General features: G+C 71.8%; 22 protein-coding genes. 11 read left to right on the top strand and 11 right to left on the bottom strand.

Going from position 1 to position 26,091, the window contains the following annotated elements; all coding sequences use genetic code 11:
• Nucleotides 1–288 precede the first annotated feature (288 nt).
• Nucleotides 289–720, bottom strand: a complete 432-nt coding sequence (locus ACFWVP_RS03150) for a cupin domain-containing protein (protein ID WP_384493198.1) — start codon at nt 718–720, stop codon at nt 289–291.
• Nucleotides 721–1,067: 347 nt separating this feature from the next.
• Nucleotides 1,068–2,078: a ferritin-like protein gene (locus ACFWVP_RS03145; protein WP_384493197.1), complete on the bottom strand. Its 1,011-nt coding sequence runs from the start codon at nt 2,076–2,078 to the stop codon at nt 1,068–1,070.
• Between the two features lie 765 nt (nt 2,079–2,843).
• Here ACFWVP_RS03145 and ACFWVP_RS03140 point away from each other — a divergent pair.
• The gene (locus tag ACFWVP_RS03140) at nt 2,844–4,112 is read left to right on the top strand and encodes an esterase/lipase family protein (RefSeq protein WP_384493196.1); all 1,269 of its coding nucleotides are present in this window, start codon (nt 2,844–2,846) and stop codon (nt 4,110–4,112) included.
• Here ACFWVP_RS03140 and ACFWVP_RS03135 read toward each other — a convergent pair.
• Complete coding sequence (locus tag ACFWVP_RS03135; RefSeq protein ID WP_384493195.1) at nt 4,099–4,497, bottom strand: phytanoyl-CoA dioxygenase family protein; 399 nt, start codon at nt 4,495–4,497, stop codon at nt 4,099–4,101. The genes ACFWVP_RS03140 and ACFWVP_RS03135 overlap by 14 nt on opposite strands.
• A gap of 65 nt (nt 4,498–4,562) precedes the next feature.
• Between ACFWVP_RS03135 and ACFWVP_RS03130 the strand changes: the two genes are divergently transcribed.
• The gene (locus tag ACFWVP_RS03130; RefSeq protein ID WP_384493194.1) at nt 4,563–5,177 is read left to right on the top strand and encodes a YdeI family protein; all 615 of its coding nucleotides are present in this window, start codon (nt 4,563–4,565) and stop codon (nt 5,175–5,177) included.
• 134 nt (nt 5,178–5,311) lie between these two features.
• Nucleotides 5,312–5,518, top strand: a complete 207-nt coding sequence (locus ACFWVP_RS03125) for a hypothetical protein (protein WP_384493193.1) — start codon at nt 5,312–5,314, stop codon at nt 5,516–5,518.
• Nucleotides 5,519–5,737: 219 nt separating this feature from the next.
• On the opposite strand, the gene ACFWVP_RS03120 is transcribed toward ACFWVP_RS03125, so the two are convergent.
• Nucleotides 5,738–6,067: a Tn3 family transposase gene (locus ACFWVP_RS03120; RefSeq protein WP_384493192.1), complete on the bottom strand. Its 330-nt coding sequence runs from the start codon at nt 6,065–6,067 to the stop codon at nt 5,738–5,740.
• Nucleotides 6,068–6,133: 66 nt separating this feature from the next.
• Between ACFWVP_RS03120 and ACFWVP_RS03115 the strand changes: the two genes are divergently transcribed.
• From ACFWVP_RS03115 to ACFWVP_RS03090, 6 genes are all read left to right on the top strand, one after another.
• Nucleotides 6,134–6,370: a hypothetical protein gene (locus ACFWVP_RS03115; protein WP_384493191.1), complete on the top strand. Its 237-nt coding sequence runs from the start codon at nt 6,134–6,136 to the stop codon at nt 6,368–6,370.
• Nucleotides 6,371–6,501: 131 nt separating this feature from the next.
• A complete protein-coding gene (locus ACFWVP_RS03110; RefSeq protein ID WP_384493190.1) occupies nt 6,502–7,449 on the top strand; it encodes an adenosine kinase in 948 nt (315 codons plus the stop codon).
• Nucleotides 7,446–7,586 (top strand): lycopene cyclase family protein, encoded by a 141-nt coding sequence (locus tag ACFWVP_RS03105; RefSeq protein ID WP_384493189.1) that lies wholly within the window; start codon nt 7,446–7,448, stop codon nt 7,584–7,586. The genes ACFWVP_RS03110 and ACFWVP_RS03105 overlap by 4 nt, the downstream gene beginning before the upstream one ends.
• A gap of 16 nt (nt 7,587–7,602) precedes the next feature.
• Nucleotides 7,603–7,947 carry a sugar nucleotide-binding protein gene (locus tag ACFWVP_RS03100; protein ID WP_384493188.1) on the top strand — a complete coding sequence of 115 codons (345 nt, stop codon included), beginning with the start codon at nt 7,603–7,605 and terminating at the stop codon, nt 7,945–7,947.
• 326 nt (nt 7,948–8,273) lie between these two features.
• Entirely contained in the window at nt 8,274–9,629 is a 1,356-nt protein-coding gene (locus ACFWVP_RS03095; protein ID WP_384493187.1) for a M14 family metallopeptidase, read from the top strand.
• Between the two features lie 218 nt (nt 9,630–9,847).
• Complete coding sequence (locus tag ACFWVP_RS03090; protein WP_384493186.1) at nt 9,848–10,633, top strand: SAM-dependent methyltransferase; 786 nt, start codon at nt 9,848–9,850, stop codon at nt 10,631–10,633.
• 234 nt (nt 10,634–10,867) lie between these two features.
• On the opposite strand, the gene ACFWVP_RS03085 is transcribed toward ACFWVP_RS03090, so the two are convergent.
• From ACFWVP_RS03085 to ACFWVP_RS03065, 5 genes are read right to left on the bottom strand one after another with little or no spacing between them, the layout of a single operon-like run.
• Nucleotides 10,868–11,581, bottom strand: a complete 714-nt coding sequence (locus ACFWVP_RS03085; RefSeq protein WP_384493185.1) for a DUF2470 domain-containing protein — start codon at nt 11,579–11,581, stop codon at nt 10,868–10,870.
• A gap of 29 nt (nt 11,582–11,610) precedes the next feature.
• A complete protein-coding gene (locus ACFWVP_RS03080; protein ID WP_384493184.1) occupies nt 11,611–12,855 on the bottom strand; it encodes a type III PLP-dependent enzyme in 1,245 nt (414 codons plus the stop codon).
• Between the two features lie 33 nt (nt 12,856–12,888).
• Entirely contained in the window at nt 12,889–14,643 is a 1,755-nt protein-coding gene (locus tag ACFWVP_RS03075) for an IucA/IucC family protein (protein WP_384493183.1), read from the bottom strand.
• 6 nt (nt 14,644–14,649) lie between these two features.
• Nucleotides 14,650–16,527 (bottom strand): IucA/IucC family protein, encoded by a 1,878-nt coding sequence (locus ACFWVP_RS03070; RefSeq protein WP_384493182.1) that lies wholly within the window; start codon nt 16,525–16,527, stop codon nt 14,650–14,652.
• Nucleotides 16,524–17,726, bottom strand: coding sequence for an acetyl-CoA carboxylase biotin carboxylase subunit family protein (locus ACFWVP_RS03065; protein ID WP_384493181.1), 1,203 nt, complete (start codon nt 17,724–17,726; stop codon nt 16,524–16,526). The genes ACFWVP_RS03070 and ACFWVP_RS03065 overlap by 4 nt, the downstream gene beginning before the upstream one ends.
• A gap of 217 nt (nt 17,727–17,943) precedes the next feature.
• Between ACFWVP_RS03065 and ACFWVP_RS03060 the strand changes: the two genes are divergently transcribed.
• A complete protein-coding gene (locus ACFWVP_RS03060; protein ID WP_384493180.1) occupies nt 17,944–18,816 on the top strand; it encodes a (2Fe-2S)-binding protein in 873 nt (290 codons plus the stop codon).
• Between the two features lie 135 nt (nt 18,817–18,951).
• Here ACFWVP_RS03060 and ACFWVP_RS03055 read toward each other — a convergent pair whose 3' ends face one another.
• Nucleotides 18,952–22,329: a pyruvate carboxylase gene (locus tag ACFWVP_RS03055; protein WP_384493179.1), complete on the bottom strand. Its 3,378-nt coding sequence runs from the start codon at nt 22,327–22,329 to the stop codon at nt 18,952–18,954.
• A 291-nt stretch (nt 22,330–22,620) separates the two neighbouring features.
• The gene (locus ACFWVP_RS03050) at nt 22,621–23,070 is read right to left on the bottom strand and encodes a Fur family transcriptional regulator (protein WP_384493178.1); all 450 of its coding nucleotides are present in this window, start codon (nt 23,068–23,070) and stop codon (nt 22,621–22,623) included.
• Nucleotides 23,071–23,537: 467 nt separating this feature from the next.
• Between ACFWVP_RS03050 and katG the strand changes: the two genes are divergently transcribed.
• Nucleotides 23,538–25,769 (top strand): catalase/peroxidase HPI, encoded by a 2,232-nt coding sequence (katG, locus tag ACFWVP_RS03045; RefSeq protein ID WP_384493177.1) that lies wholly within the window; start codon nt 23,538–23,540, stop codon nt 25,767–25,769.
• Nucleotides 25,770–26,091: the final 322 nt, after the last annotated feature.

Genomic DNA, 26,091 nt, shown 5'->3' with positions numbered 1-26,091 from the left:
GTCAATAACTCTGACGCGACTTTTCTTTCAGCTTGAGTGAAGTGAGCGGACGAGCATGTCGTCGACCGGGTCCACGGCCTGCTGCAGCGTGGTCTGTTCGCAGTGCTGCAGGAGGTGGACCGCGTGGGTGAAGCAGCCGGTGTCCTTGTCACGTTCCAGGGAGGCATCGGCCCCTTCGTCGGTGAAGAGGCCGACGCTCCGGCTTCGTTCGGCCTTCGAAGCTGTGGAGCTGTCCGCAACACGAAGTGCCGTGCTGTGCAGGGGCCGCCGCCCGGCACATGCGGGTGTTCAGCCCGCTCCTGCGGCCAGTGGGCCGATGCGGGTGGCCAGCCAGTCGGGAAGGTCCAGGAGTCGGACGCCTTCCTGTTCGTCGGGGTCGGTCCGGGCGACCAGGCAGGTCATGTCCTGGTCGCCGGTGTTCACCGGCAGGTGGGGGGTGTCGGCGGGGATGTGGATGTAGTCGCCGGCGCGCAGGATGACGTGTTCGGTCAGGCCCTCACCGTGCCAGACCTCGACCTGCCCGGACTGGATGAAGATGGCCGACTCGTGTCCCTCGTGCAGATGAGGGCGGCCCCTGCTCCCGGCGGACATCACCAGCTGGTGGAGACACAGTCCCTGAGCGCCGGCGGACTGGGCGCTGATGCCGGTGGCGAAGGTACCGCCTTGAACGCCCTGGTACTGCCCGGTCCGTACCACGGTGCACTGCTTGTGATCTGCCATACCCGCAGTACAACAGCACTCCTGAAGTGTTCGAGCGGTTCACGCCAACCCCGACACCACGGGTGGATCAGCAACTCGTTCTGTGTCCGCGCCGGTCAGGAGTCCCGGCCCTCCCGGGCCGGGACTCCGTCGGACGGGCCGGGTCGGCTCAGGTGGCCCCGGTGTAGCGGGAGGTGCCGCCGACGGCCGGCCTGGCGTCGGCAGGTCAGCGCCGTAGCGTTGCCCTGAAGCCGAGCGGGTTGATGAGGGGCAGGGACCTCTTGCGCCGGACCAGCCGTGGCCGGCCTGATGCAGTGGCGGATCGATGTCCGGGTCTGTCGGCTCACGGCCGCATTCGCCGGGCCGGTTCAGGTCGGCACGACGAGGAACTCGGGTCCGTAGGTCTGCGTGCCGTCGCTGTCCGGCAGCGGCATCTGCATGAGTGAACGCGCGGGAGAAGCGAGCTGGTACATCTTGCCGATCGACGCGCCCAACTCTGTGGCGGACCCGGTCTCCCACGCCTTGTCGAGGTGTCCGAGCATGGCGGTGTAGGTCTGGTTGAACGTCGCGAGCAGTGCGGCCACGTCCGGTGCGGGGTCGGGCCATGAGGCTGTCGTGAGCCGGCCCATCGGGTAGGTGTCGGGGAACGCGACGGGGTCGCCGTCGAACTTCCAGTCGGTTCCCGTCCAGCGCAGCTTGTGACCGTGGTAGAGCTCGCCGAAGCGGTAGTAGTGGGCCGGGACGTCCCCGCCACTCGGTGACTCCGGCGTGCCTTCGCCCTGTTCCTTGATCAGGGCGATGCTCTCCTCGACGACGCCGAGGCCGGTCATCGCCACGAGTTTGTTCGTCGCACCGACGTTGCTGGTCAGCTGCCTGGTGGGATCGATGGCGGGGTTGACATCCTTGAAGGCGTCAAGGAGTGCGTCGTAGAACGCTCCGATCGTCGGCACGCCCTCACCGGTGAACGCCAGGGGGTGTTCCGGCATCTCGATCTCCATGAACACCTCCTTCACGTAGCTCTTCGTCAGACCCGACAGATACACACTCAGTTGGGGCCGCACCCCGCCCGGCAGTTGGCCGGGATAGGAGATGTCCGTCGCGGCCTGGACGATGCGCGGCGTACCACCGATCGCGGTGAGCATGTTGGAGACCAGACCCATGTGGAACATCTCGTCGACGGCGATATGCGAAATGAGCCGAGCGGCTTCGGACGACGGTTCCGTGACCGACCAGTAGCCGCACAGGTATGGCGGGAGTGTCGAAAGTTCCAGGGCCACGGCCGCCTGCAAACCCTCCTTGAGCCACTGCAGATCCCGTTCCGGGGTGGGGATCGTCATCAGCCGGACGATCTCGGGTGATCCGGTAACTGTGCTGGTCATATGGTGTCCCTGGGTTGAATGCCGGGCCGAGCCCGTCGTAGTGGGCCGCAGCGACGGGAGCAGGCCGCTCCCGTGGCGACACTGGCACGGACACATGCCACTGGGCCGGATCCCGCATCAATCAACCGGAATGGGTGAATGCCACCGCCTCCGGGCCTTGCCCGGCACCGGGAGACAGTGGGCTGTCGGTGCCGTTCCAGCGGCTGGCACAGTCAGCGGAACGTGCGCGGGCCGGAGGCCACTCGAGCGGCGGGGAGCGTCTGTACGGCGCAATCAAGGGGCGGACCACAGCCAGCTCTGGTTCTGACGATCGTCCGCCGCGGGGGTGTGGGGGACGGCGCTCGTCCGAATGGGGTCCAGCAGGGCGGTGGGGCCTCAATGGTGGGGCTGTCGCCGGGCCCCGCCGAGTGATGACGCGTGGTCAGCTGGGCTGGTCTCCGGTGCAGCGGTAGATGTCCCCGCCAAAGTCGACACTCACACGGTGCCTTCGATCCCGGCCCCGATATCACTCAGAGCACCGGGAACAGCCACCCACGGCGTGCTGTCGTCCACCCACCCCTCGCGGCGAGCGAGGTGGTTCCGGCTCGCGGGATCTCCGTCCTCAGCGCCTGCCCACCTCAAGAAGGGGCGTGTGAGCGAGCGCGAAGAAGGTCTTTCGTACCCGTGAGGGTGATCCGAACGGGTTCCGGTGGGACGCGGGTGCGCGCGGCGGCACGATGACGCTGATCGACGTGATCATCCGCGCTACCGAGGAGACACCGAAGCATGTCCAATCCTGTTGTCAACATCTGGGGCACCTCTGAAGAGGCCGCATCCGCAGCCGCGCAAGCCGCCCCCGCCCCTTGGGACACGAAGTGGGACCTCGGGACCAGGACCACCAGCGGGACCGCCTGGGTCTTCTACAGCTCACCTGGCGAGAAGACCCTCAAGCGTCCGGTGATCCTCGCCGACGGCTTCGCCCCCGGCGGGACCAGGGTCGACGATCTGTACGACGGCCTGCAGAACGGAGAGTACCCGTTCGTCTCCACGCTGCGCGAGGCCGGCTTCGACGTCGTGCTGCTGGGCTTCGCCGACCGCACCGCTTCCATTCTCGACAACGCCGAGGTCGCGATCCAGTGCGTCCTGCGGGCGATCGCCGACCGCGAGGGCGAGCACCCGCTGACCGTCGGCGGCTTCAGCATGGGAGGGCTGGTCACCCGCTACGCCCTGGCCAAGCTGGAGCGCCAGCGGATGCGGCACGAGACCGCCACCTACCTCTCCTACGACACCCCGCACCGCGGTGCGTGGCTGCCCCTGGGAGTCCAGGCGTTCGCCCACTACGTGAAGGACAACTGGGGAGGCCCCGGCAAGCCGGTCCTCAACTCCTTCTCCGATCTGGTCAACAGCCCCGCCGCGCGCCAGATGCTGCGCTGGCACCTGGAGACCGCCACCGGGACCACCCTCGACGTCGCCGACGGACAGCACCAGGACCGGACCGACTTCCTGGAAGCCCTGGATCGCATGGGCGACTGGCCCCAGATTCCCCGCCTCCTCGGCGTTGCCAACGGCACCGGCACCGGCGCCGGGAACGACATCCCCGCCGGCCATTCCGCGATGGAAGCCTACGGACCGCATCTGATCGGCCGGCTCGACGCCCAGGACACGGGCTCGCAGACCGTCGCCCGGCTGGACAAGCCGGGTCAGGAACCGGCAGAGATCCGCACCACCGGATTCCCCGAACTCGACGCCGCACCCGGCGGCCTCTTCCCCGTGGCCCCCGCCTTCAACGATGCCGCCAACTTCGGCATCGCCGCCATGCTCGCCGGCCTCGTCAACAAGACCGAGGCGCAACTCACGCACAACGCCTCCACCTTCGTCCCCACCATCAGCGCCGTGTCCTCGGCCCGCATCGACGACCCCGACGCCCTCTACAGCAAGATCGACCCCCAGCACAGCGACCTCCACGACTACCACTGCGCCACCACCAACGAAGGCCACACCACCATGACCCGCGAACTCGGCGAGTGGATCGTGAACAAGCTCAAGGAAGCGTGACCCCCGGCCGACAACCGACGGAAGTGATTCCCCCGTGGGGCCCGGGACCGTACGGTTCCGGGCCACACGGGTACGGATGCGGACCGTGCCCGGTCCGACCCAGACCGGCCCCGTGCCCCCTGCCGACCACGAGTCCCCCAACGGAACGGTGCGGCAGCGCGACACCCAGGAGGATTGGCGTCGCCTGCCGCGACCGGGACGGGAACAGCGTCGCCATGCCCGAACCCGGCCTCGGCCAGGAGGCTTGGTCCGCGCGGCCGTGTGTCGCTGTCCCCGTGCTCGGCCTCCACTTCACGCGCCGGTAGCCGAGTTCGTGGGGGCCGGGGGCGATGTGCAGGCAGCCGTTCACCAGGGTGGCTTCGGTGAGGGCTAGCCAGGCGGACACCGACGCTGCGGGCTCGACGAGTTACCCCGACAGATCGCAACACCGGGTCGCGGCACTAACCTGCGGTGGTGACCGGAACCGAGCTGGATGAGTTGATCGTTGCTGACGGCGCGGCACTGCGCGCGTGGCTGCTGGACAACCACACCGCCTCTCCTGGCGTGTGGCTCGCCCTGACCAGGAAGGGCGGCTTGGTTACCACGTTGACCTGGCAGCAGGCGGTCGACGAGGCACTGTGCTTCGGCTGGATCGACGGGCAGGCCCGCAAGCGCGACGAGGGGAGTTCCTGGAGGCGGTTCACCCCGCGCCGGCCCCGCAGCGTCTGGTCCCAGCGCAACGTTGCCAACGTGGCCCGGTTGGAGGCGGCCGGCCTGATGATGCCCGCCGGCCGCGCCGCGGTGGACGCCGCGAAGGCCGACGGGCGGTGGACGGCCGCCTATGCGCCGTCATCGGAAGCGGAGGTGCCGGCCGACCTGCGAGCCGCGATCGCCGCCGACCCGGCCGCGCAGGCGATGTTCGAGGTGCTCACCAAGGCCAACCGCTTCGCCCTCATCAGCCGGGTCAATGCCGTCAAGCGGGCCGAGACGCGCACCCGGAAGATCGCCGAGTGCGTGGCGATGCTGGTCCGGCGCGAGACGGTCCTCCCGCAGCGAGCCAAGCCGGCGGACCCGCCGACGTCGTGACCGGCCCCCATGTTCAATCTCACCGTTGACCGCCGTACGGCTGCTCTCGCCCCCGGGCGATCCGCATGAGGTCGGGCAGAGGTGGGCACAGCCCAGGTACTCATGTCCGCAGAGTGAGCAATCCTGGGGGAATTATGACGGGTGACCGTCACGATGCGGCCAGCCCGGCTCGCCACACCCGGGGCCAGAAGATGACGGCTCGGTACGGCCGCAATGCGCTGTGGGTCGTCATAGGCGGCTTTTTGCTGCTCGTGGCGATGTTCTACCTGATTGCGCTCACCGATGGCACCGGTGCTGGCGAGCCGTGCCCGACCGGCAAGGTCTGTGGTTTCGTCCGTTGAGCGCGCCGATCCGGCCAAGCTCCCACCGGACGTCGTCCAGGTCGAGCGTCCATGCCTCGTTGATCCGCGGTCCCAAGTCCCAACGGCCTGCGGTCACCCGAACGAGGTAACAGGCCCAGGTCCAGGCACTCTCACTCGTGCCAGGGAGCTGTGGACGAACACGTAACCCGGGGACTACTGCTCCCCCGTCATGCGAGGTGAGCGGGCATCACACGGCGGTCAGGGCTCGCTGCCCGGACCGCCGGCTGGGCACCACGGCGCCGTCACCAGGTCGAGCCGGCAACTCATGTCCAGGTCGAACCGGCCGTAGGGGTTCACGTGGGTCCAGAACAGCGGCGACAGGCCCCTCCGGTCGGCGTTGGTGAGGCGCTCGGCGCACTTCGGCTCGGGCCGGGACTTTTGGATCAGCAGGGTGTTGACGTGGGCCAGGCCGGACTGGAGCAGGTGCAGTGCGAGCATGCTGACCTCCATGCTCTCCCGGTCTTCGCCGGTCAGTTCACTGTCCTTGCCGTCGAACAGGTCTTTGTGCGCCGAGTTCCGGTTCTCCACCGCCTGCAGCCTTCGTTGATCTCCCGGCGAAGCCCCTCGTCCGCGAGGGGACAGGGCAGGGGAAGCGTGGTCCAGCAGTCCTGGCAGCCGCTGCGCACCGATCCGGGCCCGGGCGACACCCGCGAGGACGTCGGGGCGTTGGGCGACCACCTGGCCGAAAGCACGGAGTCCACGCCGCTCGCCCTGGGGAACGGGTCGTCGGCCACCGTACGGACCGATCTCCCGGGCACCGGCGGCCCCATGGAAAGCGGCCACGGAACCGGTTCCGGCACCTTCGGGACAACGTTCGCAACATCTTGCTGAAACACTCTGCAATTTCTTGCTGAGATCGTCACCGGCTGCTTAACTCACCTGCAATCAAAGGTGGTTGCCGACACTCCCACGATGTCTGCGCGAGGGCCGGACACCCTCCCTCGTGTGCGAGAGGAACAGCGATGAGCAGCGGATACGACGTCCTCGTCCTAGGAGGGTCGGGCGTCGACACGATCGTGTACGTCCCCGAACTCCCGCTCCCGTACGCGGACAGCTACATGATCCGGCCGGGCATCGAGACCCGGGCCGGGCAGACCGGCGATTTCGTGGCGCTGGGCCTGAGCTCGCTGGGGCTGCGCACGCACCACCTCGACATGATCGGGGACGATCCCTCCGGCGACCTCATCCGCGCCTTCCACCGCGACCGGGGCATCGGCTTCACCGAGGTGCCCCTGCCCGGCGGGACGAAGCGGGCCGTCAACCTCGTCGGCCCGGACGGGCGGCGGCTCTCCCTCTACGACGACAGTCGCTCCAAGGAGTCCGACCGCCTCCCCGAGGAGCTGGTCCGCTCCCTGGCCTCGGCGAGTCGCCACGCGCACGTCTCCATCACGTATCCGTGCGCGTTCACCCTCCCCCAGCTGCGCGAAGCGGGTCTCAGCATCTCGACCGACCTCCACAACTGGGACGGCGAGAACCCGTATCACGAGCCGTTCGCCTACGGCGTGGACATCGTCTTCGTGTCCACCGCCGCCCTGGTCGACAAGGAGAAGACCATGCACCGCATCCTGGAGCGGGGGCGGGCCGAGGCCGTGATCGCCACCGCGGGGGCCGAGGGCGCGTATCTGCTGACCGCCGACGGGCTGGTCCACATCCCCGTGGTCGAGCCGCGCAAGCCGGTGGTCGACTCCAACGGGGCGGGTGACGCCTTCGCCTCCGGCTTCCTCTTCGGCCGGCTGACGGGCGAGGACCTGGGCCGTAGCGCCCTCTACGGCTCCGTGGCCGGCGCCTACGCCTGCACCGTCCCGGCCACCGGGAGCGACGCCATCGACCGCGCCGGGCTCCTCGCGGAGGTCGCGGAGCTGACGGGCGAACCGGTGTCCACGGGCGGCGGAGCCGAGGGCGGACGATGACGATGACGTCCGCCCCGTCCATGGCCTCCTACGACGTCGTCGTCCTGGGCGGAGGTGTCGCCGGCTGTGTGCTGGCGTCCCGGCTCAGCGAGGACGCCGGGCTCTCCGTCTGCCTCGTCGAGTCGCCCGGCTGCTGACCGCCGGGGGCACCGGGTGACGCTCACCTCCCGCGCCGTCCGGCGGCCGACCCCGCTGGACCGCATCGTCATGATCTCGACGGACAACGTGTTCGACGGCTCGTCACCGCACAACGTCGAGACCACGCCCGTCCCGCCCGCGAACGCCTACGGGGCGGCCAAGCTGATCGCCGAGCAGACGCTGCTGTCCCGGGCCGTGTCCCCCGCCACCGTGCTGCCCGTCAGCCTCGTCTGCGGTCACGAACCGGCCGGGAGCGAGAAGTGGCTGAACTTCTTCTCGTCCTGCGCCCATCGCCTCTCACGGGGCGAGACGGTGGAGGCACCGGCCGACCAGTGGACCGCACCCCCTTGTGGGACGTGACCACCTCGGCCGAGGCTCTGGCCCCCGTGTTCCTGCGCGCGGGGAGGTAGACCCGGAGCGGGCAGCCGGGGTCGCGGGGGCCGGCGCGAAGCCGGCCTGGTGGCGGGCCGGCCGGGTGCGGGTACGTACCCGGCCGGCACCGCGTCCTGGACGCCCGGCGCACCGTGGACGCCCGGGCCGGCCGGGGACGCTGTGCGGCCTCCCCCGGGGGCCTCCTCCCGCCGGTGGCCGGAACCTCTCTCTTGACCCGGTCTTCTCCTGTCAGGACCATGTGCGCGTCGCACAGCTCCACCCCCCCACCCCACCGGACTCAGGAGACTGCCAGCATGCGACTCGTCAACGCACGGAAACCCCGGCCGACGAAAGTCAGACGCACGGCCACTCTCGCCGTCCTGCTCGCCCTCGGTCTCGCCGCCCCCGTCACCGCTGTGACCGGCGCCGACGCCTCGTCCCGGAACGCGGCCGTCACCGCGGACGAGCGGACCCGGCAGTACGAGATCACCGGGCACCACACCCCCGCCGACCGCACCGCGATCGCGCGGGCCGGTGTCTCCATCGACGAGGTGCACGACCACGGCGTCGTGATCACCGCGGACACCGCCCAGGCCGAAAGGCTCCGGGCGGGTGGCCATGTACTTGAGGTACTGCCCGCTCCGGCCGCCGAGCCGCGGGCACAAGGGCCCGTCGGCACGCTGGACTTCCCTTCGGCGGACTCCAAGTACCACAACTACGCCGAGATGAGCGCGGAGATCGACGCGCGCATCGCGGCCCATCCCTCGATCATGAACAAGCGCGTGATCGGGAAGACCTACCAGGGCCGGGACATCGTCGCGATCAAGGTGAGCGACAACGTCGGCACGGACGAGGCGGAACCGGAGGTCCTCTTCACCGCGCACCAGCACGCCCGTGAGCACCTGACCGTCGAGATGGCGCTCTACCTGCTCCGCGAGCTCGGTGAGGACTACGGCACCGACTCCAGGATCACGCAGGCGGTCGACGGCCGCGAGCTGTGGATCGTGCCGGACATGAATCCCGACGGCGGTGAGTACGACATCGCGTCGGGCTCCTACCGAAGCTGGCGCAAGAACCGGCAGCCGAACGCCGGTTCCAGCTACGTGGGCACGGACCTCAACCGCAACTGGGCGTACAACTGGGGCTGCTGCGGCGGTTCCTCGTCCAGCCGTTCGTCGGAGACCTACCGTGGTGCCGCCGCCGAGTCCGCACCCGAGACGAAGGTCGTGGCGGACTTCGTCCGCAGCCGGGTGGTCGGCGGGAAGCAGCAGATCAGGGCGGGCATCGACTTCCACACGTACAGCGAGCTGGTGCTGTGGCCGTTCGGCTACACGTACAGCGACACCACGACCGGGATGACGGCCGACGACCGCAACGCGTTCGCCGCCGTGGGCCAGAAGATGGGCGCGAGCAACGGCTACACCGCCGAGCAGTCCAGCGACCTCTACATCACCGACGGCTCGATCGACGACTGGCTGTGGGGCTCGCAGAAGATCTTCGGCTACACCTTCGAGATGTACCCCGGCTCGTCCTCGGGCGGCGGCTTCTACCCGCCCGACGAGGTCATCGAGCGGGAGACCTCGCGCAACCGGGACGCGGTGCTCCAACTGGTGGAGAACGCGGACTGCATGTACCGCTCGATCGGCAAGCAGGCGCAGTACTGCGCCTGACGTCCGGTCACACGGCGTCCCGGGGGGTGTCCCCGGGGCGCCGGTCCCGTCTCCGCCCGGCCCCTCGCGGGCCGCAGCGCCTGCGTCGACGTCCCCGAGGGCACGGCCGGGTACGTCCTCCCACCTGGGCAGCGGTACGGTCGTGCTGTGGGTACGACCCGCACGAGACCCTGGGTCAGGGTCAACTGCTGTGCATGCCGGGTGAGTAGGAGACTGTGATGGCTGTCGACGACGTCGAGTTCCGCAAGAAGATCCGATCGGACATTCCGCATTCGGCGCGGGTGTGGAACGCGTGGCTGGGCGGGAAGGACAACTATCCGGTCGACCGGGAGCTGGCCGACGCGGTCACCGCCGCCTATCCGCAGATGGCCGACATCGCACAGGCCTCGCGCGCCTTCCAGGCCCGTGCCGTGCGCCATCTGGCGGGCCTGGGCGTGCGTCAGTTCCTGGACGTGGGCACCGGTCTGCCGGTGGAGAACAGCACCCACGAGGTCGCGCAGGCCGTCGCCCCGCAGTCCCGCATCGTCTACGTGGACAACGACCCCATCGTCCTGGTCCACGCCGCGGCTCTGCTGACCAGCGCGCCGGAGGGACGGACCGCCTATGTGGACGCCGACCTGTCCCTGACGGACACGGTGGTGGACGAGGCGGCCAGGACGCTGGACCTCTCGGAGCCGGTGGCCGTCCTCCTGATGTCGACCCTGGGGCACCTCACCCCGGCCGAGGGGATCGAGGTGGTCCAGCGGTACATGTCCCGGATGCCCTCGGGCAGTTATCTGGTGCTCTGCGACACGGTGAAGACACCCCAGACCCTGGCGGCGCAGGAGGCCTACGACTCCGGCGACAACCCGCCGTACCTGGTGCGGGAACCGGAGGAGATCACCGGATGCGCCGAGGGACTGGAGCTGCTCGAACCGGGCTTCGTGTCCATCGCCTTCTGGCGCCCGACGGACGAGGACCCGGCTCCCGTCGACCAGTGGGGGCTCGTGGCCCGGAAGCCGTGACCCTCGCTGCCCTGTACGGCGCCCGCGCCGTACAGGGCAGCGGTCACGCTCCGTTCCGGGCCGGTGAAGGGCCACGCGCAGACCGAGGGCGAGGCGCGGGTCAGCGCCGCGGCGTACGGCTCCGCACCATCTGCGTCCGTCACAACCCTGGCCGGTGTCGCTCCGGTACGTGCCGTGTGGCCGCGAGGGCCCGGCACACACCGGGCCCCGTGGACGGCCGCCCGTACGGGGAGCTCAGAAGTGGGACTCGCCCCGGCAGCGCCGGGCGTGCGCGAGCAGCAGCTCCACCTGGCCGCCGACCTCCGCGGCGTCGCGCACCGGGGTCGGGAAGAGGAGGCGGGCGTCGCGGTGGCCCTGGGCGTACTCGTAGCGGAGGGTGAAGCCGTACCGGTCCATGGCGTACGGGCGGACGGCGACCACCCCCCGGCGGACCTCGGGGGCGGCGAGGCGGGCGAGCCGGGTGACCACGTCACGGTGGTCGTCGTCCAGGTGGCCGAGCATGGCCGCCTCATGGACCGCCAGGGCGTCCGGATCCGACCTGAACACCTCGTCCACATCCACGTGTTCGACGCGTCCGTGCCACTGGACGCCGGCGCGCGCCGGGTCCAGGCCGAGGATCAGTACGTCCCCGTCCCGCCGCCCCGACCGGGTCAACCAACCGGACAGCGTGACCCGGGCGCGGATCCGGTCGCGTGCCCGGACGGGCGCGACATCGGTGAACTCGACGAGCGCGCCCAGGGCGCCGTGCGGGGCACACACCATCTCCGCCGCGAGCGGTGTGTCGTCGGGCACCCGGAGCGTGAGCCGCCCGCTGTCGACCGTGTGCATGGCGATGAGGTCGTACGACGCGCCGGCGGTGGTCAGGCTGAGCGAGCCCGCGGCGGCGACGACGGAACGGATCCGCTCCGCGTGGGAGAGCTCGGCGGTGCGGGCAGGGGCGACTGCCATCTCATCTCCTTAGGTTAGGCTTACCTAAATTAACATCTCTTGGTGGGTGCTGTCCCCGCCCCGCCGAGGAATCGGAAGCCCGGCGGAGGATGCATCAGGAAGTCGCGGTGCGAGATGTTCCAGGCGTAGGCACCGGCCAGGGCGAAGACCACCCGGTCGCCCGCCCGGAGTCCGGCCGCCTCCAGCCCCCGGGCCAGGACGTCCTTGGGGGTGCACAGCTGACCGGTGACCGTCACCCGGTCGCCCACCGCCGCCGGACGCGGCCACGGATGCGGCCAGGGCTCGACCGGCACCACCTCCGCCGGCTGGTCGTGCCCCTTCGCCGCGGGTGTCCGCAGGTGATGGGTACCGCCGCGGACCACGGCCACGTCCTCGCCGTGGCTGCGCTTCACGTCCAGCACCTCGGTCACGTACCAGCCGCAGTAGGCGGTCAGGGCGCGGCCGGGCTCGACGCGCAGGCGCACCCCGGGGTGACGGCGGGCCAGGGCGTCGAGGCCCGCTCCGTAGGCGGCCCAGTCGAAGCGGTCGCCGGGGCTCGTGTAGTCCACGGCCATGCCGCCGCCCACACCGACCTCGGGAAGGGGCGTCCGGTGACGGTGGGACAGGTCGGCGGCGGCGTCCACGATCGCCCCGGCCACGTCCAGCAGGGCGCCGGCGGGCAGGCCGCTGGCCAGGTGGGCGTGCACACCGGCGGGTTCGAGGCCGGGGCAGTCGTCCCCGGTGAGCAGGCGGAGCGCTTCGGAGGCCTCCTCCGTCCCCATGCCGAAGGGCGTGGGGCGGCCGCCCATGGTGAGGGCGCTGCCCGTCAGCGTCCCTTCCGGGACGGCCGGGTCGATACGGAGCAGGACCCGGGTGGGCGGGCTGCCGGGGACGTGGGTGCGGGCGGCCAGTGCCCGCAGCATCCGCACCTCGTGCAGGCTCTCGGCGTGCACGCGCTCCACCCCGGCGGCCAGTGCGGCGGCGAGCTCGTCAGGAGTCTTGCCCGGGCCGGAGAAGGCGAGGGGCCGTCCCGGCACGGCGGCCCGGACATGGGCGAGCTCGCCGCCGGAGGACACCTCGAAGCCCTCGGTCCACGGGGCGAGTGCGGCGAGGATCTCGGCCGCGGGGTTGGCCTTCGCCGCGTAGTACAGCTCCACCGTGCGCGGAAGGGCGGCGCGCACGGCCGCCGCGTGCAGTCGCAGAGCGGTCAGATCGTGTACGTAGCTGGGCAGTTCGGCGGCCGGAAGGGCCTGCGCTTCGGCCCGTACGGCGGGGGTGAGCAGGGAGGGGTGCACCGGTGATCCGTTCGTCGGTGGCGGGCGCGGGGTTCATGCGGTGGGCGGTACGGCCAGCGGGGAGGGCAGGTGGACGTACCCGGCGTCCCGGTCCGCCGAGCGGCGCCAGCGGGTGAGCAGATTGGCCTTGGCGGGGAGGGGTGCGCCTGCCAGCAGGGCTTGCAGGCGCGGCGGTCGGCCGAGGGTGTCGGCGCTCCGCTCCACGGTGGCGCGTACCTGCCGCCAGAGGGCGGGTTCGGTCTCGGGGTGGAGGTCGGCGACGGCGGCCAGGACTTCGGCGAGGTGGTTGACGAAGAGGCAGTAGACGACCCGGTCCCAGCCGCGCCGCCGGTCGTACGTGAGGGGTTCGGCGACCTCGCGGGGCAGCGCGCGCAGCGCGGCGGCGTGGTGGTCGGGCAGGAGTTTGGTGCCTTCGAGGTCCCGGAAGAGGACCCGCTGCGGGAAGCCGTCGCGGCCGACGCAGACGACGACGTTCTGGAGGTGTGGTTCGAGGACCACACCGTGGCGGAAGAACGCGGTCAGGACGGGTGGCACGAGCAGGGTGGTGTAGCGCCCGAACCACTCGGCGGCCCGGTCCGGTCCGGCGCCCGCGAGGAGCGCGGAGACCCGGCCGGGGCCCAGCGGGTACTCGTCGGCGACGGCGGCGGCCAGCAGCGGAGTGGTGCCCGCGGGGGTGTGCCCGGCGAGGCCCTCCCGGACGATCACCCCGAAGCCTTCGAGCAGGGTGCGGTCGGGGCGGCCGTCCGCGCCGGGGAGGGCGAGCGAGCGGTAGGCGGGCTCGCGGAGCACACCGGCGGCCGGGTGGCGCCGGGTGAGGTCGGCGAGGACGGGGGCGAGCAGCCGGGTCAGGGCGACGGCGCCGGTGAGCTCGTACGAGGCGTTCTTCCGCACGCAGTTGGTGATGCGGACGTCCAGGCTGAACTTGAGGAAGGCGTGCCCGTCGTGGACCGTGCGCACGGAGGCGGTGGGGGTGACCGGGGCTCCGGACGGACCGAGGTCGAGCACGTCCCGGCGGGCGACGGCGGCCCGCAGGGCGGGGTGGTCGCCGAGCAGTCGGTACTGCCAGGGATGTGCGGGCAGCAGCCGGTATCCGGGCGGTGCCTCACCGGTCCGGTCGAGGGCGGCCGCTCCCCCGGGCTCGGCGGTGTCCTCGGCGACGAACCCCTCCCGGACGGCGAGCAGGTGCAGCGGGAAGCGTGCGCCTTCCTCCGGGGCGTACGCGGCCCAGGCCTCGGGGTCGGCACCGTGCGCCTTGGGCGTGGGGTGGAAGCGGTGGCCGAGGATCAGGGACTGCTCGGAGGCGAGGTAGACGGCCGTCGGATCCCCGGGGCGGGCCGCCGGGTCGTCGGTGGCCACCGCAAGGGCGGGAGCCGGAGCGGTGGCGCGGCGGCCGAGGGCGCTGGCGACGGCGCGGTGCCCGGCGGCCACCTGGGCCAGGAACTCGTCGTTCTCCGTGCCGGTGCGAAGGGAGAGTTCGGCATGGACCAGCTGGGCCAGCCGCTGCCATCCGATCGCCGTCCAGGCGCCGTCCGGCAGGCCCTCGCGGACGTCGGCGGGGCCGGTGAAGCGGTGTGCGCCCAGGAGGGAGGCGCGGCGCACGCCGACCCGTAGGAGCGTGTCGGTGTGCGGCAGGCGCAGGACCAGCCGGCCGTCGGTGAGGGTGCGGTCCTCCGGCGCGGTCGCCTCACGCAGCAGGCAGTTGAGGAGGGTGTGGCCGACCGCCTCGTCGGCGGTGGGCGGGCGTAGCGGGGTGCGGGCCGGGGTGCGGGGTGTGGTCGTGCTGGGCATCGGGGTTCATGCCTTCCGCAAAAGGTAGTTGGGGCCGGTGGTGTAGTGCTTGTTGATGTCGGCTGCGCCGGACCGGGCCTTGGTGAGCAGGGTGCCGGCCGTCACCATGGCCTTCACGGGCAGTTCGGGCGCGTCGAGGACGCGGGCGCGCAGTACGGCCGCGGCGCCGGGCCGGGTGACGGCGGTCCGGTCGATCGCCTCCGCGAGCCGGTCGCGTATCAGCCCGAGCAGCCGGCCGAGGGGCGCGGTGCCGTGCGCGGCGAGGCCGAAGGCCAGGGAACCCGCGCACAGGTGGACGGTGATGGCGGTGAACAGGTCGGCGACGGCCCCGTCCTCCGTGACGCATATCCGCCGGTCTGCGAAGCCGAGGGCGTCGGCGGTCGGTTCGGCGCACCCCCAGGCCTCGGCCAGCCGACGGGTGTGGACGCGCGGTCCGTCGTTGTCCTTCAGGAGCAGCCGGGGCCCGTCCGTGCCGCCGCCGAGGACCAGGGAGATGTTCTGCTGGTGGGACTCCAGGGCGATGCCGTGGCCGAAGAGGGTCGTCTGCCAGTCCAGCAGCAGGGTCAGCACCGCGTCGGCGAGGGCGACCCGGTCGCCGCCGTGGAAACGGTCGGCGAGGTGGCCGATGACGAGGCCGCCGTCCGGGGCCGGTGCGAGCAGTGCGGCGAGCGGGAGGACGGTGGCGTCGTCGAGTCCGGCCGGCTGGGTGCGGCGGAGTACGGCGAGGAGTTCGTGGCCGGCGTGGGCGTAGCAGCTCTCGTCGGCGAGCAGGACGCGCCCGGCGAAACGGGTCTCGCGGTGCAGGACGCCCTCCAGGAGGCGCTGCCCGGCGGCGCCGTCACGGAGTGAGCCGGGGGTAACGGTACGCCGGTTGAGCAGGCCCAGGGTGGCGGTGGCGAGTGGGAGTTTGAGGTGGGTGCCGGGCCGGTCGGCGAGCGCGACGGTCCGCATGGACAGGGTCGGAACGACGTGGACCAGTGGCCGTTCGGCGAGGACCGCGTGCCGGGCGAGGCCGGTCTCGGCCAGGGCGTCGTGGAGGCGGCCCGCGGCGGTGAGGGGGTGGACGGGCAGCAGGACGTGTCCCTCGTGGTGGCCGCGCGGCAGGCCCAGCTCGGCGGGGGTGGGCCAGCCGTCGTCCAGCCGTACGCCTCCGGTTTCCCGGGCGGGGCCGGTGGGCGGGGTCACGTCGGGGCCGGGGTGCGAGGCGGCGCCGGAGCCGGCCGCGGGTGCCGTGGTGACGTGCTCGGCGGGCAGGGACAGCCAGCGGAGCGCGAAGCGGGGGTGGAACTCGGGTGCGTACGACCGCAGTTCCGGCTCCCCCAGCCCTTTCCGGCCTCGGGGTACGGGGTGGACGGGGTGGTCGGTCCGGGCCGCGAGGGTGTCGTGGGCGAGGGATCCGGTGTGGCCGTGCCAGTGTGCCGGGCGCGGCCCGTGGCTGTCCGTCAGGCGGGCGAGGACCGTGTCGCGGGTCGCGGCGTGCAGGTGGCGGGCCGCGAGGTCGCTGCGGCACTCCTCCGCGAAGGCCGTGTAGCCGGGCGCGTCCTCCGGGGCGGCGAGCCTGGCGAGGGCGGCGAGTACGGCGTCGCAGGTGGTCAGGTCGGTGGCGTCGGGTTCCTGGCGCAGGAGGGGCAGCCGCGCGGCCCAGGTGCTCTGGAAGCCGTCCTCGCGTACGGGGAGGAGGAGTGCCTGGCCGTGGCCGGTGCCGAGCCGCAGCCAGGGGCCGTCGGCACGGTGGAGGAGGGTGCCGCGGGTGCGGAGCCCGGCCACGTCCTCCCGCAGCAGGGCACCGAGCACGCGCAGGAGTTGGTGGTCCGCGGCCGGGCGTTCGGTGGTCCAGGGGCCGGTGGTCCCGGGGCCGGTGGCGCGGGGCGGGGCGGCGGTCACGGGGTGATCTCCCACCGCTGGGCGGCGAGGAACGCGTCGGCGGCGCGGTCCACGGTGTCCTGGTCGGGGCCGATGGTCCGGAGGATGCCGAGGTAGTCACGGTTGGTGCGGTGCAGCGGGTGGCGCTCACCGGTCGGGCGCAGGGGGCGGTAGGTGAGGCGTACGTCCCCCTCGGTGCGGTCCGCCGCGCCGGGTGCGGAGGTGAGCACCCCGGCACGGTCGGCGCACGGGGAGTCGATCCGGGCGGCGCGGTCCGTGCGCGCGCCGAGGCTCTCGGGGAGGGGTTCACCCAGATGGGTGGCGAGTATGTGGTCGAAGAGCGGGATGCCGAGGAGGTCGGCGAGGAGGAGGTCGCAGTGGTCGCCGATGGCCCGGTAGTTCACCTCGATGATGCGCGCGCGGCCTTCGTGGACGACGAACTCGGTGTGGCAGGCCCCGAATCCCACGCCGAGCTGCGCGAGCCGGCCGAGTATCTGCGCGCGTACGGCTTCGGGGGGCTCGGGGATGTACGTCAGCCGCTCCTCCACGAAGTACGGCGGGGGCGAGAGACGGGTGTGGAATCCGCCGAGGACGTGCAGACGGCGGCCGTCGCCCAGGGTCTCCAGGGTGTAGAGCTCGCCGGGCAGGAACTCCTCGACGACCAGGGCGGCGTCCGGTCGGCGTGCGCGGATCTCCCCGCACAGGCGCAGGAGTGCGGCGGGGTCGTCGGCCCGTACGACGTCCTCGCTGGCGACGCCCTCGCGGGGTTTCACGACGCAGGGGTAGGGCACTCCCCCGGCCTCCACGCACGCGTCCGGCGCCTGGCCGGGCAGGACCTCGACGGCACGGACGGCGTCGGCCCCGGTGGCCGCGAGGTGTCGGCGCATCAGGGCCTTGTCCTTGGTGCGCAGGGCGGCCCGCCAGCTCTTGCCGGGCAGGCCGAAGAACTCGGCGACGAGGGCGCCCTGGGTCTGGAGGTGGTCACTGTTGGTGAAGACAGCGGCGGGCCGCCCGCGCCGCGCGATGTGGGTGATCACGGCGTGGTGGTCGCGGACGTCGCAGGCGGTGACCTGAACGTCCGGCCCGAGGGAGCCGGGTGGTCCGTACGTCTCCGGCCTGTCGGTCAGCAGCGTCACCGACAGGCCGAGCCGCCCGGCGGCCGGGAGGAAGCCGCTGACGACCGAGTCGGTCGGATTGAGGGCGAGCAGGTACGTCTGCATGGGCGGTCACTTCCGGCACGCTGGTACGACGGGAATCGAAAGAGAGCTTAGGTTAGGCAAACCTATTTCCACCAACTGATCGACACGAGCGGGGGGTTCGCCGGAGCACCTGCTGACGGGTAGTAAGGTGAGGCTCCCCTAAGCAAGCTGATCCGCCGACTGCCGCCACGGCCGCGGATCGCGCCCCTTCGTGCGCACGTCCCTCCAGGAGCCTTTCGTGATCCTCGCCCCGGCACCGGCGCCCCTCCGGCCCGCCGAGAGCTCCGCCGCCCTCCTCGCATCCACCTACCGCCGCCTCACCCGGCTCTGTCCGGGCCTGGACGCGGAGGTCGCCGAGCCCGGCGTCCCGGCCGGGCGGAGCTGGGTCGACGTCGCCGAACTGGCGCTCCGGCCCGGTGCGCTGGACGCCTTCCTCGACGCGGAGGCCACCAGGATCACGGACCGCTACGACCACCGGGCCCGCCCCGACGTGGTCGCCTCCCGGCTGCTGCACGACTGTCTCTGGTCGATGTGCCTGCTGGTCGCCGGGCCCTGGTACCTGGACCGCCGGGTGCCGCTGGTCCGCCCGGAGGACGTACGGGTCGGCCGGTGCGAGGACCGGTACCAGGTGGTGCCGGGTACGTTCGCCTGCCTGCCGGGCGACCCGGCACAGGGGCTTTCGGGGGTGCGTACGGTGCCGGACGAGGCCTCGCTGGGCGACGTGCTGCGCACGGCCGTCGCCGATCTGGTGCGCCCGTTGTGCGCGGCGCTGGGGCCCCGCGTGCGGCGCGGGCACCGGGCGCTGTGGGGCATGGTCGAGGACGACCTCGTCTCGGGCATCTGGTACGTGGGCCGCATGCTGGGCGAGGAGGCACAGGCGGTCGCCGCCGCCGGACGGCTGCTCCCGGGGCCTGTCCGGCCTTTCCCGGCCGGCGCGGGATTCCGGTGGCTGACGGACGCGGACGGCATGTCGCACCCGACGCGGGACCGGACCGGGTGCTGTCTCTACTACACGATCCGCCCGGAGGAGGCCTGCGGCACCTGCCCCCGCACCTCGGACGCCGAACGCCTGCGCCGTATCGAGGCCGAGCGCGCCCCGGCCGCCGGGTGACGACGGCCCGGGGCGCGGAAAGCCGGCCCGGTGGGATTCCCGGGGCGCGGAAAGCCGGCCCGGTGGGATTCCCGGGGCGCGGAAAGCCGGCCCGGTGGGATTCCCGGGCCGGCCGCCGGTCCTGACGACGCGGTGTCAGCCGATCTCGATGAGCAGATCGCCGGCCTCGACCTGCTGGATCTTCCCGATCGCCAGTCGCGTGACCGTGCCCGCGCGCTGGGCGGTGATGGAGGCCTCCATCTTCATCGCCTCGATGGTGGCCACCGTCTGACCCGCCGACACCGAGTCGCCCTGCGCCACCTGCAGCGTCACGACACCCGCGAAGGGTGCGGGGACGTGCCCGTCGTTGCCCCGTTCGGCCTTCTCCGCGGCCTTGACCTCGGTGGCGACGGACGTGTCCCGCACCGACACCGGGCGCAGCTGGCCGTTGAGCGTGGCCATCACCGTGCGGAAGCCACGCTCGTCGGCCTCCGAGATCGCCTCCAGCTCGATCAGGAGCGTGACACCGGCCCCCAGGGTGACGGTGTGCTCGGTGTCCGGTTCCAGACCGTAGAAGAAGTCCTGCGTGGGCAGTACGGACGTGTCCCCGTAGGCCTCGCGGTGGGCCTCGAACTCCTTGGTCGGGCCGGGGAACAGCAACCGGTTGAGCGTCGCCTTCCGGTCCCGGCCCAGCCCTTCGCGGTCCTCCTCCGACAGGGTCGCGGCCTCGGCCTGTGCGGGACGGCCCTGGAGCGCGCGCGTACGGAACGGCTCGGGCCAGCCACCGGGCGGGTCGCCCAGCTCGCCGCGCAGGAATCCGACCACCGAGTCCGGTACGTCGAACTTGCCGGGGTCGGACTCGAAGTCGGCCGCGTCGACCCCGGCGCCGACCAGGTGCAGGGCGAGGTCTCCCACCACCTTCGACGAGGGGGTCACCTTGACCAGCCGGCCCAGCATGCGGTCGGCCGCCGCGTAGCAGTCCTCGATCAGCTCGAAGCGGTCGCCGAGGCCGAGTGCGATGGCCTGCTGGCGCAGGTTCGACAGCTGACCGCCGGGGATCTCGTGGTGGTAGACGCGCCCGGTGGGCGAGGCCAGCCCCGACTCGAAGGGCGCGTAGACCTTGCGTACCGCTTCCCAGTACGGCTCGAGTCCGCCGACCGCGTCGAGCGAGAGCCCGGTGGCGCGTTCGGTGTGGTCGGTGGCCGCGACGAGCGCCGAGAGGGACGGCTGGCTGGTGGTGCCCGCCATCGAGGCGACGGCGGCGTCGACCGCGTCGACGCCCGCGTCGATCGCGGCGATCAGCGTGGCGAGCTGGCCGCCCGCCGTGTCGTGGGTGTGCAGGTGCACCGGGAGGTCGAAGCGCTCGCGCAGTGCGGTGACCAGGGTGCGGGCAGCGGGCGGGCGCAGCAGGCCGGCCATGTCCTTGATGGCCAGGACGTGGGCGCCGGCCTCGACGATCTGCTCCGCGAGACGCAGGTAGTAGTCGAGCGTGTAGAGCTGTTCGGACGGGTCCGACAGGTCCGAGGTGTAGCAGAGGGCGACCTCGGCGAGTGCGGTACCGGTGTTGCGTACGGCGTCGATGGCGGGACGCATCTGCGAGACGTCGTTGAGCGCGTCGAAGATCCGGAAGATGTCCATGCCGGTCGCCGCCGCCTCGGCGACGAACGCCTCGGTCACCTCGACGGGGTAGGGCGTGTAGCCGACGGTGTTGCGGCCGCGCAGCAGCATCTGCGTACAGATGTCGGGCACCGCCTCCCGCAGGGCCGCGAGCCGCTCCCAGGGGTCCTCGGCGAGGAAACGCAGGGCAACGTCGTAGGTGGCGCCGCCCCAGCACTCCAGGCTGAGCAGCTCCGGTGCGGTGCGGGCGACGTGCGGGGCGACGGCCAGCAGGTCGCGCGTCCTCACCCGGGTGGCCAGCAGGGACTGGTGGGCGTCGCGGAAGGTCGTGTCCGTCACGGCGACGGCCCGCTGCGCACGCAGTTCCGCCGCGAACGCCTCCGGCCCGAGTGCCGCGAGGCGCCGGCGTGAGCCTTCGGTGGTCGGTGCTCCCGGTGGGAGGTGAGGGAGCTTGGCGACCGGGTCGATGACCTGGGGGCGCGGGCCGTGGGGGCGGTTGACGGTCGTCTCGGCGAGATAGGCGAGCATGCGGCTTCCGCGGTCCGCGGAGGGGCGGGCCCTGATCAGCTCCGGGTGCTCGGCGATGAAGCTCGTCGTGATGCGGCCCTCGCGGAAGCCGGGGTGGTCGAGCACGGCGCCCAGGAAGGGCAGGTTGGTGGCCACTCCGCGGATGCGGAACTCGGCGATCGCCCGCCGTGCGCGGCGGGCGGCGTTGGCGAAGTCGTGACCGTGGCAGGTCAGCTTGACCAGCATCGAGTCGAAGTGGGCGGACACCTCGGCACCGGTGTGGACGGTGCCGCCGTCGAGCCGTACGCCGGGGCCGCCCGGGGAGCGGTAGGCGGAGATGGTGCCGGTGTCGGGGCGGAAACCGTTGGCGGGGTCCTCGGTGGTGATGCGGCACTGCATGGCCGTGCCGTTGAGGACGATGTCGTCCTGCGTCAGGCGCAGTTCCGGGAGGGACTTCCCCGCGGCGATGCGGAGCTGCCCGATCACCAGGTCCCGTCCGGTGACCTGCTCGGTGACCGTGTGTTCCACCTGGATGCGCGGGTTCATCTCGATGAAGACGTGGTTGCCGCGCTCGTCGACCAGGAATTCCACGGTGCCCGCGTTGACGTATCCGATGTGTTCGGCGAACGCGACGGCGTCGGCGCAGATGCGTGCGCGCAGCTCGGGGTCGAGGTTCGGGGCGGGCGCGATCTCGACCACCTTCTGGTGGCGTCGCTGCAACGAGCAGTCCCGCTCGTACAGGTGGACGACGTTGCCCTGCGTGTCGGCGAGGATCTGCACCTCGATGTGGCGCGGGTTGAGGACCGCCTGCTCCAGGAAGACGGTGGAGTCGCCGAACGCCGACTCCGCCTCGCGCATCGCCGCGTCGATCGACTCCCGCAGCTCGGCGGGCTCGGCGACGCGCCGCATGCCCCGCCCGCCGCCGCCGGCGACGGCCTTGACGAACACCGGGAACCCGATGGAATCCGCCGCGGCGACCAGCGTGTCGACGTCGGTGGACGGTTCCGAGGACTTCAGGACGGGAACGCCGGCCTCGCGGGCGGCCGCGACGGCCCGGGACTTGTTGCCGGTGAGGTGCAGTACGGGAGCGGGGGGCCCGACGAAGGTGATTCCGGCCTCGGCGCACGCGGCGGCGAGGCCCGGGTTCTCGGACAGGAAGCCGTATCCGGGGTAGACGGCGTCGGCGCCCGCCTTCAGCGCGGCCTTGATCACCTCGTCGACCGAGAGGTAGGCCCGTACCGGGTGGCCCTTCTCGCCGATCTGGTAGGCCTCGTCGGCCTTGGCGCGGTGCAGCGAGTTTCGGTCCTCGTAGGGGAACACGGCCACGGTGGAGATGCCGAGCTCGAACGCCGCGCGGAACGCGCGGATCGCGATCTCGCCCCGGTTGGCGACCAATACCTTGCGGAACATCAATGTCCCCTGTCGTGTTGCGGGCACGCGGCCCCAGGTGGCGATGTCACTCCGGCTGCCGGGATCGGCATCCGCTGTCCCCGTGGACGGTACCGATCACCAGGGGTGGCGTCGATCTCCCGCCGACGGGAGATAGCTCACGCCGGCGGGATGTCTGACGCCGGTGTGAGCCGGGTTCGGCACCGGTCCGGTGCCGCGGCGGGTCCTTCTCGCACGACGCGCGCGGGGGCGCAGGGGGCACACCGACGCCGACACGCCGTCAGGGGCGCACCGTGCCCCGGGCGTGTCCGCTCAGTGGGGTGCGTCGCCCGCCGGGGAGGGGCGCACGGCCGGGGCGCAGTCCGGGCACAGTCCGCGGTAGGTGACCTCGGCGTCGGAGACGGTGAAGCCGAAACGCTCCTCGGCCGGGAGGCCGGCCAACGGGTCGCCGGTCGGGTGGACATCGCGGATCGCGCCGCAGCCGGAGCACATCAGGTGCTGGTGCGGGCGGTGCGCGTTGGGGTCGAAGCGCTTGGCGCGGCCGTCGGTGGAGACCTCCATGACCTCACCCAGGGAGACCAGCTCGCCCAGGGCGTTGTACACGGTGGCGCGCGAGATCTCGGGCAGCCTCCGGACCGCGAGGGCGTGCACCTCCTCGGCCGTGAGGTGTACGTGGTCGCCGTCGAGGACCTCCGCGACGACACGCCGCTGCGAGGTCATCCGCCAGCCACGGGCCCGCAATCGCTCCAGCAGGTCACTCATGTTCGGTTCACCTGTTCAGGTTCGGCCGGATGTCCGATGTTCACCGGGTGAGCGTCCGGGATCCGATTGAATACGAGTTTGGCGCGCTTGTTGACCTGGACTCCATCCATCGTAGGATCGGTTCCGGCAATAGCCAAGGGACGGGAAGCCTCTCCAGTACGACAGGAGACCGAGACGTGACGGGACCACCACCGAGGACCCGCGCGGTGCCGGTCGGCGAATGACAGCCGTCCGCGTCGCGCCACTCCCGCCTCGGCCGGACACCCACGTCGCCTCGGCCCGGCCCTGGGGCGTGGTGCCGTTGCCGGCATCGACCGACCGGGCGGGTGACCGGGCCCCTTCGCCGCCCGCGTCCGGCGACTCCGCCTCCCGGCCGGCGACATCCGATTCACCCGCTCCTGCTCCCCGACCGCACGACCGCCCGCAGTACCTGAGCAACGTGATCCGCCCAGCCCGGAAGGATTCCCATGTCCGAGAACCATGACGCAATCGTCGTAGACGCCAAGACGGAGGGCGGAGGTGGCTGCCCCGTCGCGCACGGGCGTGCCCCCCACCCGACGCAGGGCGGCGGAAACCGCCAGTGGTGGCCGGAGCGGCTCAACCTGAAGATCCTCGCCAAGAACCCCGCCGTGGCCAACCCCCTCGGTGCGGACTTCGACTACGCCGAGGCGTTCAGGACCCTCGACCTCGCGGCCGTGAAGCAGGACATCGCCGAGGTGCTGACGACCTCTCAGGACTGGTGGCCGGCCGACTTCGGCCACTACGGCCCGTTCATGGTCCGGATGGCGTGGCACAGCGCGGGCACCTACCGGATCAGCGACGGCCGCGGCGGCGCCGGGGCCGGGCAGCAGCGCTTCGCCCCCCTCAACAGCTGGCCGGACAACGGGAATCTCGACAAGGCCCGGCGCCTGCTGTGGCCGGTCAAGAAGAAGTACGGCCAGAGCCTCTCCTGGGCCGACCTCATGATTCTCACCGGAAACGTCGCCCTGGAGTCGATGGGCTTCGAGACCTTCGGCTTCGGCGGCGGGCGTCCCGACGTGTGGGAGCCCGACGAGGACGTCTACTGGGGCCCCGAGACCACCTGGCTCGGCGACGAGCGCTACACCGGCGACCGGGAGCTGGAGAGCCCCCTCGGCGCCGTCCAGATGGGCCTCATCTACGTCAACCCGGAGGGCCCCAACGGCAACCCGGACCCGCTCGCCGCGGCCCGTGACATCCGTGAGACGTTCCGCCGGATGGCGATGAACGACGAGGAGACGGTCGCCCTGATCGCGGGCGGTCACACCTTCGGCAAGACCCACGGTGCCGGCCCCGCGGACAGCGTGGGCCCGGACCCCGAGGCCGCCCCGATCGAGCAGCAGGGCTTCGGCTGGAAGAACAGCCACGGCACCGGCAAGGGTGGCGACACGATCACCAGCGGCCTCGAGGGCATCTGGACGAACACCCCGACCACCTGGGACAACACCTTCTTCGAGATCCTGTTCGGCCACGACTGGGAGCTGTTCGAGAGCCCGGCGGGCGCGAACCAGTGGCGGCCGAAGGACGGCGCCGGGGCGGGGACCGTGCCCGACGCCCACGACGCGTCGAAGAGCCACGCCCCGACGATGCTCACCACGGACCTCGCGCTCCGGTTCGACCCCGCGTACGAGCAGATCTCGAGGCGCTTCCTGGCGGACCCGGCCGAGTTCGCGGACGCCTTCGCCCGGGCGTGGTTCAAGCTGACCCACCGTGACATGGGTCCGGTCGTGCGCTACCTCGGCCCCGAGGTCCCGGCCGAGACACTGGTGTGGCAGGACCCCCTCCCCGCAGTGACCCACACGCTCGTCGACGCCACGGACGTCGCCTCCCTCAAGAGCCAGGTCCTCGCCTCGGACCTGTCCGTGTCGGAGCTGGTGTCCACCGCGTGGGCGTCGGCCTCGTCGTTCCGCGGCAGTGACAAGCGGGGCGGCGCGAACGGCGCCCGTATCCGTCTCCAGCCGCAGAGCGGCTGGGAGAGCAACTCCCCCGACCGGCTGGCGTCGGTGCTGCGCACCCTGGAGGGCATCCAGGAGTCGTTCAACTCCGCCCGGACCGACGGCAAGCGGATCTCGCTCGCCGACCTGATCGTGCTGGCCGGCGCCGCGGCCGTCCAGCAGGCGGCGAAGGACGCCGGTTTCGACGTGGAGGTCCCCTTCACGCCGGGCCGGGTGGACGCGTCGCAGGAACAGACCGACGTGGAGTCCTTCGCCGCGCTGGAGCCGGCCGCCGACGGGTTCCGCAACTACCTCGGCAAGGGCAACCGGCTGCCGGCCGAGTTCCTGCTGACGGACCGGGCGAACCTGCTGACGCTGAGCGCCCCCGAGATGACGGCGCTCGTCGGCGGTCTCCGCGTCCTGGGCGCGAACCACCAGCAGTCGTCGCTCGGTGTCCTCACGACGACCCCCGGATCCCTGACCAACGACTTCTTCGTCAACCTGCTCGACCTGGGCACGACGTGGACGGCGACGTCCGGGGACGCGAACACGTTCGAGGGCCGCGACTCGGCCACGGGCGAGGTCAAGTGGACCGGCAGCCGGGTCGACCTGGTCTTCGGGGCCAACTCCGAGCTGCGGGCGCTCGCCGAGGTCTACGCGAGCGACGACGCGAAGGAGAAGTTCGTGAAGGACTTCGTCGCGGCGTGGGACAAGGTGATGAACCTCGACCGGTTCGACCTCGTCTGATCCCGGGGCGGTCCGTCCGGGCCGGTTGAAGGGCCCTCGCAGCAGCAGGTCGGTGGCCATCTCGCCGAGGATCACTCCGGGTGAGGCGTCCGGCCGGACGGCTCGGTAGAGCCGGGCCACCCTGCCGGGGATCCGGAACTTCAGCAGGGCGAGCCTCAGTGTGAGGCGGCTGACCCGGTCCAGCGCTCCGCTCGGCACGAACCACAGCCGGTACTCCTCCCGGTTGCAGCCCAGCAGCGGGTCGACCGTGGGAGGCGCCGGACCGGCCGGGGGGCACAAAAGGGGGGGCCGCAGAGTGGTGTGCCGCGCCCCCCCGGGGTGG

This window comes from Streptomyces sp. NPDC058637 (genome assembly GCF_042717325.1).
Lineage (GTDB): Bacteria > Actinomycetota > Actinomycetes > Streptomycetales > Streptomycetaceae > Streptomyces.
This window is presented reverse-complemented; position numbering and strand designations above follow the sequence as displayed.